Raw genomic sequence first — 13,122 nt, 5'->3', positions numbered from 1 at the left:
CCGCGCCTGGCGGTTCTCAGCGCCGGTCGACCTGGGTTGGCGCCGCAATGCCTCGGCACCGCCCAGACGAAAAAGGGCCGGGATCGCTCCCAGCCCTTTTCCTCGGTTATCGAGATCGACCCGCCGGACCGGGCGCGGCGTCAGGCGCCCGCGACCTCGGCGACGTCGACCTTGATCCCCGGGCCCATCGTCGAGCTGACCGCGATCTTCTTGACGTACTTGCCCTTCGCGCCCGACGGCTTGGCCTTGACCACCGCGTCGACCAGCGCGTCGAAGTTGCGGCGCAGGTCCTCGGCGCCGAAGCTCGCCTTGCCGATGCCCGAGTGGATGATGCCGGCCTTCTCGACGCGATACTCGACCTGACCGCCCTTGGCGGCCTTCACCGCCTCGGCCACGTTCATCGTCACCGTGCCGAGCTTCGGGTTCGGCATCAGGCCCTTGGGGCCGAGCACCTTACCCAGGCGGCCGACCACGCCCATCATGTCCGGGGTCGCGATGCAGCGATCGAAGTCGATCGTGCCGCCCTGGACCGTCTCCATCAGGTCCTCTGCGCCGACCACGTCCGCACCCGCGGCGCGCGCCTCGTCGGCCTTGGCGCCGCGCGCGAACACGCCGACGCGGACGGTCTTGCCGGTGCCAGCCGGCAGCGTGACGACGCCGCGGACCATCTGGTCGGCGTGGCGCGGATCGACGCCGAGGTTCAGCGCGATCTCGATCGTCTCGTCGAACTTGGACGTCGCGTTCTGCTTCGCCAGCGCGATCGCCTCGTCGACGCCGTGCAGCTTCTCACGGTCGATCGTCCAGGCCTTCTGCTTTTTGCTCACCTTCGCCACGGCCTCAGCCCTCCACCACTTCGAGGCCCATCGCGCGGGCCGAGCCTTCGATGATGCGGGTCGCCGCCTCGAGATCGTTCGCGTTCAGATCCTTCATCTTGGTCTGCGCGACCTCGGCCAGCGCCGAGCGGGTGATCTTGCCCGCGGATACCTTGCCCGGCTCCTTCGAGCCCGACTTCAGATTGGCCGCCTTCTTGATCAGGAAGGTCGCCGGCGGCGTCTTCGTGATGAAGGAGAAGCTGCGATCGGCGTAGACGGTGATCACGGTGGGCAGCGGCGAGCCCTTCTCCATGTCAGCGGTCTGCGCGTTGAACGCCTTGCAGAATTCCATGATGTTCACGCCGCGCTGACCCAGCGCCGGGCCGATCGGCGGCGACGGGTTGGCAGCGCCCGCGGGCACCTGCAGCTTGATATAGCCTGTGATCTTCTTTGCCATTCGTCTCACTCTGTTACTGGGCGTGCTCGCGAACGGGCGCGCCCGGTTCAAGTTTAGCGGTCCGTCCGGGCGTGGCCTGCGCCGCGCCCTCCCGCCAAGGTTCCATCGGGTTGATACGGTGGAAGCCGGCGCCCCTAGCGCAACGGCGCGCGAATGGCAATGCCGTCACCGCCGCCGCCACGGCCCGCCTTTTTTGCCGTAACAGCGCCGAATTGTACGCAATTTCAGGGCTCACCCCCCAATTCGGTCGGGACAATGATTGCGGCGGCAGAACCGACGCCGTAATTCGCCAGTCATGGGTGACTTCATACCACGGACGGGGACTTCGCGCGACGGCGCACCTTTGTCGGTGAGCCGCGCGCCGGCGGATGATCTTGCGCCGTTCGTCGCCCGCTTCTTTGTCACCATCGTTGATCGTCAAAAGACCGCTGTTCTCGAAGATTTTCTTTTAAATGAAACGGCTTACATCCGTTTGCCGATGATCGGGCGCTGGTCCACGATGATCGACGGGCAGTGGCGCGACTATGAAGGACCGATGCTGTTCGGCGCGCAGCAACGCCGCTTTCCGGTGCGATGCGTCGGCCCGATCATCGCCGCCGGCTTCGCGATCCGGCCTGGCGGCTGGTTCGGCTTCTGCGATCGGCCGGCCGAGGCGCTGGCGGATCGGCTCGATCCGATCGCAGCCGGGCGCTGGAACGAGGCGCTGCGCTGGGCCTGCGCGGACGTGTTCGATCACGAGCAGACGTTCGACCGGCTGCAACAGGTCGTGCGCGAGCATCTGGTGATCCGCGCGGCTGCACCCGATCTGGTCAGCACGCGGTTCGAGCGCATCGCCCGCACCGACCCGACCCGACCCGTCACCGAGATCGCGGCGGAGTTCGGCCTGTCAGGGCGCCGGCTCGATCGCGCGGTGCGGCAACATTTCGGCCATCTGCCCAAGACGGTGATGCGCCGCAGCCGCTTTCTCGACGTGGCCGCGGTGATGCGCGGTCTGGCCGTGCCGAGCGCGGACGAACTCGCCGAGCTGCGGTTCTATGACGCCTCGCATCTCAATCGTGAATTCCGCGAGTTCGTCGGCATGACACCGGCGCAGTTCCGTCGCACGCCCACGACACTGTTCACGCCGGGATTGGAAGTGCGGCAGCAGCGCAAGCGCGCCGATCTCGCGCCACATGCGCCCGCACCATGGTTGGCCGAAAGCCAGCCGCTCGCACCTCAGCCGCTCGCGGCACCGTCACGTGGCTCGCACGACGGCAATCGCGCCTCTTCCTGAGCCCGTGCCGGGATGACCAAAGGAAGGGGGCGCTGCGGCGGCGCCCCCGTCGACCGCTTACTTGCTGCGCTCGACCTGTTCGAAGTCGAGTTCCACCGGTGTCGCGCGACCGAAGATGCTGACGGACACCTTGACCTTCGACTTGTCGAAGTCGAGCTCCTCGACGGTGCCGTTGAAGGTCGCGAACGGTCCTTCGAGCACCTTGACCGCGTCGCCGATCTCGTAATCGACCTTAACCTTGGTCTTGGGCGCGACCGCCGCCTCCTCCTTGGAGTTGAGCATGCGCGCGGCCTCGGTATCCGAGATCGCCTGCGGCTTGCCCGACGAGCCGAGGAAGCCGGTCACCTTGGGCGTGTTCTTGACGAGGTGGTAGACATCGTCGTTCATGTTCAGCTTGGCCAGCACGTAGCCCGGCATGAACTTGCGCTCCACGGCGATCTTCTTGCCGCGGCGTGCCTCGGTGACGGTCTCGGTCGGCACCTCGATCTGCTCGACCAGCTGCTCGAGCCCCATGCGGGTCGCCTCGGCCATGATCGAGTCGCGGACCTTGCCCTCGAACCCCGAATAGGCGTGGATGATGTACCAGCGCGCCATCGTCGTGCTTCCCGTCCTTACTTCGCGAGGCTCAGCAGCGCCTTCACCACGGCGTTGAAGAACGAGTCCACCGCCAGGAAGAACAGCGCCAGAACCGTGGTCATCACGACAACCATCACCCCGGTCATGAGCGTCTCGCGGCCGGTCGGCCAGACGATCTTGGCGGTCTCGGTGCGGACCTGTCGGATGAACTCGAGCGGGGTCGTCTTCGCCACGATACTGAGCCCTTGTTGAGCCTTGATAGAAATGTCCCCGCCAGCCGCCGGCATGGGCCCGCCACCGCTTCCCCGTCGATAAGGAGAAAGCGATGAGTGACCGTCCGCGCTGTCGGAAGTGCCAGCGGACATAGGATCGTCGCGGTGAAAAGGCAAGCGCGGCGGCATGATGCCGTACGGGGCCGCGGACGCGAAAAGGGGCCGGACGCATCGGCGCCGGCCCCCGTCTTGATCCTGGCTGTCGCCGTCCGGCCGCGAAGCGCGACCGCTGGGCGTTCAGTTGCTGTCCGAATCGTCGTGGTCGTTGACGATCGCGATCACGCCGATCGCAGCGATCCCGGCCGCGATCACCGCGCCGATGATCGCCCCGCCGGCGACCTGGCTGTCGTTCGCGGTGGTGGTGGCGGCGCGCGCACCGGCGACGGAGAGGCTGGCGGCGGGGTTGGCGGCCGGTGCGGCAAGCGCCGGCGTGGCAACGAGGCTGAGCGCGGCGGCGCCGGCAAGAATGGAACGCATGTGTCTACTCCCTTGGTGGTTGACCCGGACCAAGCGAATAGGCAGCCCCGATGCGCGCGCAAGCGCGATGCCAGGGGTCATCACCGATGTGGGTTGGCAGGAGTGGAGGGACTCGAACCCACGGCCCTCGGTTTTGGAGACCGATGCTCTACCAACTGAGCTACACTCCTGTGCCCGCGCGCTGTTGAACGCCGCGGCCGCGTTCGTCAAGGGCGGAACGCGCGATGTCGTTCAGGCGGCGCGCGTTGCGGCGGCGGAGGCGTCGGGGCGGCGGACTGCGATCGCCAGCGCGCGCGCCTCGGCTACCGGCAGCGGCCGTCCGAAATAGAAGCCCTGAATGCTGCCACAGCCGAGCTCCTGCGCAAGCCGCAGCTCGGCCTCGGTCTCCACACCCTCGGCGGTGGTGGCCATGCCCATGCTCTGCGCCATCGCCACTACCGCGCGAATGATCGCGATCGCCTCGGGCGTGCCGCGCGAGGCGGCCTGGACGAAGCTGCGGTCGATCTTGATCGACGAGAAGCGCGTCGCGCTGAGATAGCCGAGCGACGAATAGCCGGTGCCGAAATCGTCGAGGCTGAGCCCGACGCCGAGATCAAGCAGCTGCTTGAGCAGCCGCACCGCGCCGGTGCCCTCGCGCAGGAACACGCTCTCGGTGACCTCCAGCTCGAGCCGACGTGCCGGCAGGCCGCTCTGGGCCAGCGCCGCGGTGACCACGCCGACGAACTGCTGGTTGTGCAGCTGCTCGGGCGATACGTTGACCGCGATGCGCACGTCGTCGGGCCAGCCCGCCGCCTCGGCGCAGGCGGTGCGCAGCACCCATTCGCCGATCGGCGAGATCAGCCGCGCATCCTCCGCGATCGGCACGAACTTGGCCGGCGGGATGTCGCCCAGCTCGGGATGGCTCCAGCGCAGCAGCGCCTCGAAGCCGCGCACCGCGCCGTTGCGCGCGTCCACCACCGGCTGGTAGGCGAGGTGGAGCTCGTCCCGCTCGAGCGCGCGCCGCAGCGCGAGCTCGATCACGCGACGCTCCTCCGCCTCGACGTGGAACTGCGGGACATAGGCGTGATAGACGCCGCCGCCGCGATCCTTGGAGCGATACAGTGCGAGGTCGGCGGAGCGGATCAGCGTTTCTGCGGTGCGCCCATCGCGTGGCCCGGTCGCGACGCCAACCGAAGCGCCGATGTAGAGCGTGTGCTGATCGACCTCATAAGGGCGCGACAGCGTCTCGATGATGGTGTGGGCCAGCCGCTCTAGCCGTCCGGCATCGCTGGCGTCGCGCACCACCACCGCGAACTCGTCGCCGCCGAGCCGGCCGATCAGCTCATTGTCGGTGACGAGCTCGGCCAGCCGCTCGGAGACGCGGCGCAGCAGCCGGTCGCCGACCGGGTGACCGAGCGTGTCGTTGACCGCCTTGAAGCGGTCGAGATCGATCATCATGAACCCGCAGCGGGCGCGCCAGCGCTCCGCATCGCTCAGCGCACGGGTGAGCTCCTCGTTCACCGACAGGCGGTTGGGCAATCCAGTCAGGGCATCGAAGCGGGCCATGCGGTTGATCTTCTCGGCCGAGGTGCGCTGCTCGGTGATGTCGGACACGACGCCGCGATAGCCGGCGAAGCGCCCCGCCGCGTCCAGCCGCGGCGCCGCTGCGATCTTCCACCAGCGCGGTTCGCCGCGCATCGTGACGCGCAGCGCAATGTCGCTGAACGGCTCGCGCCGCGTCATCTTGTCGGCGAGCAGGCGCAGCTCGTCGCTCGCCGAGCCGCTTTCCCAGTCCGAACCGGCGAGCACCTGGAGCAGCGACGCGCCCTCGAGCGCCGCCGGGGTGACGCCACAGGCGGTGGCGAAGCGCTCGCCGGCATCGATGATGCGGCGCGCCGGGTCGGTCTCCCACAGCCAGTCGGCCTCCGCACCGTCGAACTCGCGCAGCAGCAGCCGCACCGTCGCCTCATGCTCGCGCAGCTCGGTCTCGGCCGCGGCGAGGCGTGTGAGCACGCGCGCGCGCGTCAGCACGGCGAGGGCCAGTACCAGCGCAGAGACGGCAATGATCAGCGCGGACAGCGGATGGCCGCTCCGCACGAGCGGCAGCGCGCTCGCCGCGGCGACGCCGCCGATGAAGACCCAGGCTGCCGGTGCGAGCGCCGCCAGCGACAGCGCGGTGGCGATCGTCACCGTGCCGAGCAGGAGGTGGAGCGGCTGCGCGCCAGGCACGCCGGGCAGCGCGGCGAGCGCCAGCGGCACCGTGCCCCAGGCCGCCGCCAGCGCTGCGCTGGCCAGCGTGGCACGGGCGGGCGAGCGCCGCCCGCCAGGCTGGTCGGGCGATGGGATGACGCGGGTAAGGCTCAGCGCCGCGCCCGCCACCGCCGCGCCCCAGAGCGCCAGCCAGGGCATCGCGATCGCGGACCGCAGCAGCGTGACCGTCACTGTCGCGGCCAGGCCATGGACCAGCAGCAGCGCTGGCGCGATGTGCCGCGCCGACGACCGCCCGCCGGTCAGGTCCCGCGGGAAACTGCCGCCGAGCCCGTGCCCGGATCGGGCGCGGACTGGCATCGTCGCCGCGGGCGAGGAAGAGTTTCGTGTCACCGCCGGTCCTTAGCAGGATCGTCGTTGACGAAGCGTTGCTACCGGCAGGTTTGCGCCGCTGACCCGGCATTGGGTTGCCGGGAGCAAATCATGAGCTAACAGGAGCTTGCGGGTCGCCCCACACGATCGCTCCGAAACGCAGGGCATAATGGAGCGAGAAAATGGCGCAACGATACCGATTGCGTGGTGCCGGCGCGCCTTCATCGCGGCGCCGGCCGCCCGGTTACGCGGCGAGATCGTAAGGCTTGATCTCGCCTGCGAGATAAAGATTGCGCGCCTTGGCGCGGCTGAGCTTGCCCGAGCTGGTGCGCGGCAGCGTGCGCGGCGGTATCAGTTCCACGACGCAATTCATGCCCGTGACCGAGCGAACGCGGTCGCGGATCTCGTCGCGCAGCCGCACGCGCTCGCGCTCGTCCGAGCTGCGGCATTGCACCAGCACCGCGGGGGTCTCTTCGCCGCCCGGCGTGGTGATCGCGAAGGCAGCGATGTCGCCGGCCTTGAAGCCGGGCAGCTGCTCCACCGCCCATTCGATGTCCTGCGGCCAGTGGTTGCGGCCGTTGATGATGATCATGTCCTTGGCGCGGCCGACGATGAAGATGTAGCCGTCAGACATGTACCCCATGTCGCCGGTGTCGAGCCAGCCATCGACGAGGCATGCCGCACTCGACTCGGGGTCGCGGAAATAGCCGACCATCACGCTCGGGCCGCGGCACCACACCTTGCCGATCGCCCCGTCGGGCAGCGGCGTGCCGTCCTCCTCGCGCACCGCAATCTCCATGTCGCGCACCGGCTTGCCGCAATTGACGATTGCGCGGTAGCGCTGCGGCCGGTCCTCGCCGTGCTGCATGCCGGAGAGCTCGGTCTCCTCGACCAGCTCGACGCGGATGCCCTCGCCCGGCGGCATCAGCGACACCGCCAGCGTCGCCTCGGCGAGGCCGTAGCTCGGCAGGAAGGCGGTCGCCTGGAAGCCGGCGTCGGCGAAAGCGTCGACGAAGGCCTGCATCACGTCGGGCCGGATCATGTCGGCGCCATTGCCCGCGACGCGCCAGCGCGACAGGTCGAAGCGATCCGACGCCTTGGTCTGGCTCGAAATGCGGCGCGCGCAGATGTCGTAGCCGAAGGTCGGCGAATAGCTCAGCGAGGTGCCGGGGTTGCGGCTGATCAGGTCGAGCCACGACAAGGGGCGACGCGCGAAATCCTCGGTCTTGAGGTAATCGGTCGAGACCTGGTTGGCGACCGGCGAGAGGAAGCAGCCGACCAGCCCCATGTCGTGATACCACGGCAGCCACGAGACGCAGCGGTCGGTCTCGATGATCTGCACACCATGCGCGTGCGCCGCGAGATTGCTCAGCAGCGCGCGATGCGTGATCGCCACGCCGTGCGGGAAGCGCGTCGACCCGCTTGAATATTGCAGATAGCACACGTCCTCGGCGGTGCTCGCCGGCAGCGCCGCCTCCGGGCCGGGATGCGTGGCGAACTCGACCCAGTCGACCCCTCGCACCCCCGCGCTCTCCGCGGCGGCGCCCGCCATCTGCGCGAGCTCGGGCGGGAACACCAGCATCACGGGATCGCAGCTGTCGAGCTGGACGCGAAGCTGGTCGATATAGGAATCGCGTCCGCCGAATGAGGTTGGCAGCGGTAGCGGCACCGGCCACGCGCCGGCGAGCACCGCGCCGAAGAACAAGGCGGCGAATTCGGCGCTGGTCTCCGCCACCAGCGCGACGCGGTCGCCCGGCGCCACGCCCGCCGCGATCAGGCGATAGGCGCAGGCGCGCGCATCATCACGCAGTGCGGTGAAGCCATAGGCGCGCACCAATGTGCCGCGCGCGTCGTGAAAGTTGAGCCCGCGGCCGCCCTGCGCGGCATAATCGAGCGCCTCGCCCAGCGTCGCGAAATCGGCGAAGCGGCGCGGCAACGGATCGGCCGTCGGCGTCGGAAGCGCCTGGGCGGCAATCGGGGCGGTGTCGGTCGTCATCCTGTGTTCCTGTCGCAGCGGTCACGCCGGTGCAATAGTTAAGCGGTTAAAGGCGTACTTTGGCCGAGCGTTCAAAATCGGATGCCAGTGTGGCACAAACATGGCCGTGTCGCTGCCCCATTCACCCGCCCGCCGCCCGCCGCCGCTCGACAAGGCCGCGCTGGAACGGCTCGCGCTCCGCTATGTCGAGCGTTTTGCCACGACGCGCGGGAAGCTTAGCGCGTATCTCGCGCGCAAGATCCGTGAGCGCGGGTGGGAGGGCGCGCCTGCCGATCCGGCCGCGATCGCGGCGCGGATGGCCGCACTGGGTTATGTCGACGATCGCGGCTTCGCCGAGCAGAAAGGCGCGGCCTTGGCGCGGCGCGGCTTCGGCGCGCGCCGGGTGGCGGAGACGTTGCGCGCCGCCGGGCTTGACGCCGAGGACGCCGCCCCGGTGATCGCACAGGCGCGCGCTGCCGCGCTGGAGAGCGCGCTGGCGCTCGCGCGGCGCAAGCGGATCGGGCCATACGCGCCCACGCCGGCAGATCCCGCGCAGCGCACCCGCCAGTTCGCCGCACTGGTCCGCGCCGGCCATGCGCCGCCGCTGGCGCGCCGCATCGTCGAGTCCCAACCCGGCGAGATTCCTGAACAGGAATGACGGATCGGCGCTTGCCAACGATCATTGTGCAGTGCACCGATAGTACGGCGTTAACGCTGCGACACGGCGAAAGGGGACGACGACGCGACGTGCGAGACGAGGCTTCCGCTACCGCCGGGGATCCGCACGATCCGGCCGGCCAGCCGCCGGCTGAGGTCGCGCCGGTAGCGGTATCGGGCGTTCTCAAATGGTTCGACGCGACGCGCGGGTTCGGCTTCATCGTCGCGGACGATCCCGCCCTTGGCGACATCCTGCTTCATTTCAGCGTGCTCCAGGCGTTCGGCCGGCGTACCCTGCCCGAGGGAGCGCGCGTCGCCGGCACCGCGATCCGCGGGCAGCGCGGCTGGCAGGCGGTGGCGATCGAGGCGATCGATCTCAGCGTCGCGCTCGAGACGATGCGCGATCGCGACCGCGACCGCGTCGAACCCGGCGCGCTCGCCGCCGAGGCGGGCGAGTGGGAGGAGGTGACCGTCAAATGGTTCAACCGCATCAAGGGATACGGCTTTCTGGTCGCGGTCGCGCGCGAGGGCGATATCTTCGTCCACATGGAGACGCTGCGCCGCGCCGGGATCGCGGAGGCGCAACCGGATCAGCGCCTGCGCGCCCGCATCATCCAGGGGCGCAAGGGGCCGCTGGCGGTCGCGGTAGGGGTGATCGAGTGATCCGCGCGGTCGTGCCGCTCGTGCTCGCCGCGCTGCTCGCGGCCTGTGGCGGCGGCGATCCGACCCCGGCGGCCAGCCCCGCCGCGATCACGAACACACCGGCCGGTACGCAGCGCCGCACGCTGCCCGTGACGATCGAAAGCCACGGTCGACGCCACACGTTCCGCGCCGAGGTGGCCGAGACCGCGGCGCAGCAGGCCCAGGGGCTGATGTTCCGCACCGACCTCCAGCCCGACGACGCGATGCTGTTCGCGCCTTATCCTGCGGGCGGCGGAGCGCCGCGGGTGGCGGAGTTCTGGATGAAGGACACGCCGCTGTCGCTCGACATCGTGTTCATCCGCGCGGATCACAGTATCGCTGCAATTGCGCAGAGCACCACGCCGCTGTCCGAGGCCAAGGTGAGCTCCGGCGAGCCGGTTGCCGCGGTGCTCGAGCTGGTCGGCGGGCGCACTGCCGCGCTCGGCATCGGCGTGGGCGACCGCGTCAGCTGGTGAGAGCAGGACGTGCCGATCCTCCCGTGTCGGGGAGGATCGGCATTGCGACCACACGCGGGCATTGAACCGCGCCGACGGGGCGGGTAAGCGCGAGGCACCATGGGCATCAACCTCAATCCCTTCACCTGGTGGAACGGCGCCAGCTGGGGCACCATCCTTTACGGGCTGCGCGGCAAGCGCCAGGTCGGCGAGGATTCGCTCGGCAACACCTATTGGGAGGGTGGCCGCGACACCGCAGGCAATCCGCGGCGCTACGTGATCTACGCCGGCTCGAACGACGCCAGCCGCGTGCCTCCCGAGTGGTTCAGCTGGCTGCACCATCAGGTCGACGGGGTGCCCGATCAGACGCTGCCGCCGCCGCGCCAGTGGCAGAAGCCGGCCGTGCCCAACCTGACCGGCACCGCGCTTGCTTATCGTCCGCAGGGCGCGCTCGAGAAAGGCGGCAACCGCGCCTCGGCGACGGGCGATTATGAGGCGTGGAGCCCCGACGCGTGAAGCGCTGGCTCGCGATCGGCGGGCTGATAGTGGCAGTGGCGGCGGCGATCTGGGCGGGCCTGGGCTGGCGCAGCGCGCGCCGCAGCGGCACGCCGGCGGTGAGCACCGCACTGCCCGCGCCGGTGGGCGCGCCGGCGCCGCGCGCCTCTGACGAAGTGTCGCTCGACTCGCAGGACGAGCCCGTCGATCTCGGTGCCACGCCGATGGCGCAGCGCGTGGCGGTGTTGGGATTGCTCAACAAACGCAACGGCGTCAGTCGCGAGATCACGCTCAAGCCCGGCCAGGCGGTACGCGCCGGCGACGTGATCGTGCGGCTGCGCGCGTGCGAGCAGACCGCCCCGTGGGAGCCGGAGCTGCTCACCGGCGCCTTCGTCCAGCTCGACGTCCGTTCGGTCGAGGGTGGCTGGCGCCGTGCCTTTTCCGGCTGGCTCTACAAGGAGCGTCCCGCCGCCAATGTGGTGATCCACCCGGTCTACGATGTCTGGACCAAGAGCTGCGCGATGACCTTCCCGGGCACCGCGCCGTCCGGTCCGGCGACGGCGTCGAGCGCACCGAAGACGCCCGCTCCGGCCTCGCGCGCGCCGGCCGACGCCGCGCCCGCCGCAGACGAGGCGGTCGAGGAGAGCGCCGCGCCCAGCAACGTCATGTAGTCGGCCCGGTCCACCTCGATCGCGCCAAGCGAGGCGAGGTGCTCGGTCATGAACTGACAGTCGAGCAGCGTGAAGCCACCCGCGCGCAGCCGCGCCACCAGCGCGGCGATCGCCACCTTGGAGGCGTTGGGCGCGCGGCTGACCATGCTCTCGCCGAAGAAGGCACGGCCGAGCGCGAGCCCGTACAGCCCGCCAACCAGCCGCTCACCGTCCCAGCATTCCACCGAATGCGCCAGCCCGAGCCCATGGAGCCGGACGAACGCCTGCTCGATCGACGCGTTGATCCAGGTGTCGGGGCGGTCGGCGGCGCTCTCGGCGCAGAGAGCGATGATGTCCGCGAAGGCGCGATCGGCGGTGACGCGGAAGCGGTCCGCCGCGATGACCTTGCGCAACGAGCGCGACAGGTGGAATCCGTCGAGCGGCAGGATCGCGCGGCGGCGCGGCTCCACCCAATAAACATCGGTCGCATCGCGACTGTCCGCCATCGGGAAGACGCCGACCGAATAGGCGCCCAGCAGCAGCGACGGGTCGAGCGGCTCGACGCTCAAGCGCAGCGCTGCTCCACCACGCGCCACAGCTGCGCGAAGGCCTTGGCCGCGGCGCTCTTGGGGGCGCTGACGCCGACCGGCAGCCGGTGCGCGGTGGCGGACTCGATCGCGCTCGCCGCCGGGATGGCGGGCCAGTCGGGATGACGCTCGGCCGAGGCGACGTGGAGCGCGCGGCGGCGGTCGACCATATTGTGCACCGGCAGGATCGCGACCTGCCCGCCGAACTGGCGCTCGACCGTGGCATAGGCGCGCTGTGAGAAAGCAGAGGGCACCACCGGCACGACGATGAGGTCGGCGGCCCGCGCGACCTGGTCGGCGGTCTCGGTCAGACCCGGCGGGCAGTCGAGGATGACGTGATCATAGTCGCCGAGATCCGCGATCAGCTTGCGCAGGCGGCGCTTCTTGTCGAGCTCGCGGAACAGATGGTTGAGGTCGCGCAGCGAGCCGTCGGCGGGCAGCAGGGCGAGCCGGTCGAAGCGGGTAGGGGTGACCAGCTTGGCGGGAGCGACGTCGCGCGAGAAGAGCGCCTGCGCGCGGTCGTGCGCGGCGCCGTCGCCGAGCACCCAGCTCGACGCCGCCTGGGGGTCGAGGTCCCACAACAAGGTGCGGCGGGCGCAGAGAGTGGCGGCGCACCAGGCAAGGTTGACGGCGAGCGTCGACTTGCCGACGCCCCCTTTCAGGCTGTAGATCGCGATCGTTGCCATCAGGTGCGCGACGCTACGGGGAGCCGCCGCTTCGAGCAAGACGTTGATCGAGGGGAGGCGCCGGCATGCCGCAGCGGCGTGCCGGTGCGGCTCAGCTCAGGCGTGGCAGGAGATCGCGCCCTTGCCGGGGCGGGTCAGCTCGATCTCGGTAGTCGAGCCGGTCAGCTTCCAGCCGCCGTCGGCTGACAGCGGCGCGGTGCCGCCCTCGCCCTTGAGCATCGTCGGCGTCCCGTTCTTCTCGGTGCGCACCACCGCCTGCTTGTCGCCGGCGAAGAAGGTCACGTAGACCAGGCTGCCGTCCTTGCAGCGCATCGTCTTGTCGGCCTTGATCGCGGGCGGCATCTCGACGGGCGCGGCATTGGCCAGCTGCGACGCCATCGGATCGGGGTTGGAGTCGAGTACCTGCGGCTGGGACGGCTCGGAATTGCACGCTGCGAGCGCGAACAGGGAGGCGGCGATTGAGAGGAAAGCGAGCTTTTGCATAGGCCCGCACGCTTCGCGCATGCGGAA

The 13,122-nt window shown here is 69.7% G+C and carries 15 protein-coding genes, 1 tRNA gene and 1 pseudogene; 6 read left to right on the top strand and 11 right to left on the bottom strand.

All coding sequences use genetic code 11. From position 1 onward, the window contains the following. Positions 1–140: 140 nt before the first annotated feature. Positions 141–833, bottom strand: coding sequence for a 50S ribosomal protein L1 (gene rplA, locus ACMGDM_RS04050; RefSeq protein ID WP_436802825.1), 693 nt, complete (start codon positions 831–833; stop codon positions 141–143). Between the two features lie 4 nt (positions 834–837). After that, entirely contained in the window at positions 838–1,269 is a 432-nt protein-coding gene (rplK, locus tag ACMGDM_RS04045) for a 50S ribosomal protein L11 (RefSeq protein ID WP_132909404.1), read from the bottom strand. 478 nt (positions 1,270–1,747) lie between these two features. Here rplK and ACMGDM_RS04040 point away from each other — a divergent pair, with 478 nt between their 5' ends. Beyond that, positions 1,748–2,542, top strand: coding sequence for an AraC family transcriptional regulator (locus ACMGDM_RS04040; protein WP_436802824.1), 795 nt, complete (start codon positions 1,748–1,750; stop codon positions 2,540–2,542). Positions 2,543–2,599: 57 nt separating this feature from the next. Here ACMGDM_RS04040 and nusG read toward each other — a convergent pair whose 3' ends face one another. From nusG to ACMGDM_RS04010, 6 genes are all read right to left on the bottom strand, one after another. Next, positions 2,600–3,136: a transcription termination/antitermination protein NusG gene (gene nusG / locus ACMGDM_RS04035; RefSeq protein ID WP_436802823.1), complete on the bottom strand. Its 537-nt coding sequence runs from the start codon at positions 3,134–3,136 to the stop codon at positions 2,600–2,602. A 17-nt stretch (positions 3,137–3,153) separates the two neighbouring features. Then, positions 3,154–3,351 (bottom strand): preprotein translocase subunit SecE, encoded by a 198-nt coding sequence (gene secE, locus ACMGDM_RS04030; RefSeq protein ID WP_436802822.1) that lies wholly within the window; start codon positions 3,349–3,351, stop codon positions 3,154–3,156. 276 nt (positions 3,352–3,627) lie between these two features. After that, positions 3,628–3,867: a hypothetical protein gene (locus ACMGDM_RS04025; protein ID WP_436802821.1), complete on the bottom strand. Its 240-nt coding sequence runs from the start codon at positions 3,865–3,867 to the stop codon at positions 3,628–3,630. Between the two features lie 94 nt (positions 3,868–3,961). After that, positions 3,962–4,037, bottom strand: a tRNA-Trp gene (locus ACMGDM_RS04020). A gap of 61 nt (positions 4,038–4,098) precedes the next feature. Beyond that, positions 4,099–6,414, bottom strand: a complete 2,316-nt coding sequence (locus tag ACMGDM_RS04015) for a putative bifunctional diguanylate cyclase/phosphodiesterase (protein WP_436803623.1) — start codon at positions 6,412–6,414, stop codon at positions 4,099–4,101. 256 nt (positions 6,415–6,670) lie between these two features. Beyond that, positions 6,671–8,422 (bottom strand): fatty acyl-AMP ligase, encoded by a 1,752-nt coding sequence (locus tag ACMGDM_RS04010; protein WP_436802820.1) that lies wholly within the window; start codon positions 8,420–8,422, stop codon positions 6,671–6,673. On the opposite strand from ACMGDM_RS04010, the gene ACMGDM_RS04005 reads away from it, so the two are divergent. From ACMGDM_RS04005 to ACMGDM_RS03985, 5 genes and pseudogenes are all read left to right on the top strand, one after another. Next, positions 8,409–9,059, top strand: a complete 651-nt coding sequence (locus tag ACMGDM_RS04005; protein ID WP_436802819.1) for a RecX family transcriptional regulator — start codon at positions 8,409–8,411, stop codon at positions 9,057–9,059. The two genes, ACMGDM_RS04010 and ACMGDM_RS04005, sit on opposite strands and share 14 nt — an antisense overlap. A gap of 89 nt (positions 9,060–9,148) precedes the next feature. Continuing rightward, positions 9,149–9,721 (top strand): cold-shock protein, encoded by a 573-nt coding sequence (locus ACMGDM_RS04000; protein ID WP_436802818.1) that lies wholly within the window; start codon positions 9,149–9,151, stop codon positions 9,719–9,721. After that, on the top strand, positions 9,718–10,215 hold the full coding sequence (locus ACMGDM_RS03995; protein ID WP_436802817.1) for a DUF192 domain-containing protein: 498 nt from the start codon (positions 9,718–9,720) through the stop codon (positions 10,213–10,215). The genes ACMGDM_RS04000 and ACMGDM_RS03995 overlap by 4 nt, the downstream gene beginning before the upstream one ends. A gap of 99 nt (positions 10,216–10,314) precedes the next feature. Then, positions 10,315–10,710 carry an NADH:ubiquinone oxidoreductase subunit NDUFA12 gene (locus tag ACMGDM_RS03990; protein WP_436802816.1) on the top strand — a complete coding sequence of 132 codons (396 nt, stop codon included), beginning with the start codon at positions 10,315–10,317 and terminating at the stop codon, positions 10,708–10,710. Between the two features lie 203 nt (positions 10,711–10,913). Further along, a pseudogene (locus ACMGDM_RS03985) lies at positions 10,914–11,147 on the top strand (DUF2155 domain-containing protein); the annotation flags it as partial. 35 nt (positions 11,148–11,182) lie between these two features. Here ACMGDM_RS03985 and aat read toward each other — a convergent pair. From aat to ACMGDM_RS03970, 3 genes are all read right to left on the bottom strand, one after another. Continuing rightward, positions 11,183–11,908: a leucyl/phenylalanyl-tRNA--protein transferase gene (aat, locus tag ACMGDM_RS03980; protein ID WP_496047870.1), complete on the bottom strand. Its 726-nt coding sequence runs from the start codon at positions 11,906–11,908 to the stop codon at positions 11,183–11,185. Further along, a complete protein-coding gene (locus ACMGDM_RS03975) occupies positions 11,905–12,612 on the bottom strand; it encodes a ParA family protein (RefSeq protein WP_436802815.1) in 708 nt (235 codons plus the stop codon). The genes aat and ACMGDM_RS03975 overlap by 4 nt, the downstream gene beginning before the upstream one ends. Positions 12,613–12,708: 96 nt before the next feature. Continuing rightward, entirely contained in the window at positions 12,709–13,095 is a 387-nt protein-coding gene (locus tag ACMGDM_RS03970) for a YajG family lipoprotein (RefSeq protein WP_436802814.1), read from the bottom strand. Between the last annotated feature and the right edge of the window lie 27 nt (positions 13,096–13,122).

Source organism: Sphingomonas larreae (assembly GCF_051400595.1).
In the GTDB taxonomy this organism is placed as follows: domain Bacteria; phylum Pseudomonadota; class Alphaproteobacteria; order Sphingomonadales; family Sphingomonadaceae; genus Sphingomonas.
The sequence above is the reverse complement of the archived record's forward strand: the minus strand, read 5'-3'. Positions and strand labels throughout refer to the sequence as shown.

Excerpts from the sequence above, each read along its gene's own strand:
- rplK (WP_132909404.1), bottom strand. The coding sequence starts at position 1,269 with ATGGCAAAGAAGATCACAGGCTATATCAAGCTGCAGGTGCCCGCGGGC.
- ACMGDM_RS04040 (WP_436802824.1), top strand. The coding sequence starts at position 1,748 with ATGATCGGGCGCTGGTCCACGATGATCGACGGGCAGTGGCGCGACTAT.
- nusG (WP_436802823.1), bottom strand. The coding sequence starts at position 3,136 with ATGGCGCGCTGGTACATCATCCACGCCTATTCGGGGTTCGAGGGCAAG.
- ACMGDM_RS04025 (WP_436802821.1), bottom strand. The coding sequence starts at position 3,867 with ATGCGTTCCATTCTTGCCGGCGCCGCCGCGCTCAGCCTCGTTGCCACG.
- ACMGDM_RS04015 (WP_436803623.1), bottom strand. The coding sequence starts at position 6,414 with ATGCCAGTCCGCGCCCGATCCGGGCACGGGCTCGGCGGCAGTTTCCCG.
- ACMGDM_RS04010 (WP_436802820.1), bottom strand. The coding sequence starts at position 8,422 with ATGACGACCGACACCGCCCCGATTGCCGCCCAGGCGCTTCCGACGCCG.
- ACMGDM_RS03990 (WP_436802816.1), top strand. The coding sequence starts at position 10,315 with ATGGGCATCAACCTCAATCCCTTCACCTGGTGGAACGGCGCCAGCTGG.
- ACMGDM_RS03975 (WP_436802815.1), bottom strand. The coding sequence starts at position 12,612 with ATGGCAACGATCGCGATCTACAGCCTGAAAGGGGGCGTCGGCAAGTCG.
- ACMGDM_RS03970 (WP_436802814.1), bottom strand. The coding sequence starts at position 13,095 with ATGCAAAAGCTCGCTTTCCTCTCAATCGCCGCCTCCCTGTTCGCGCTC.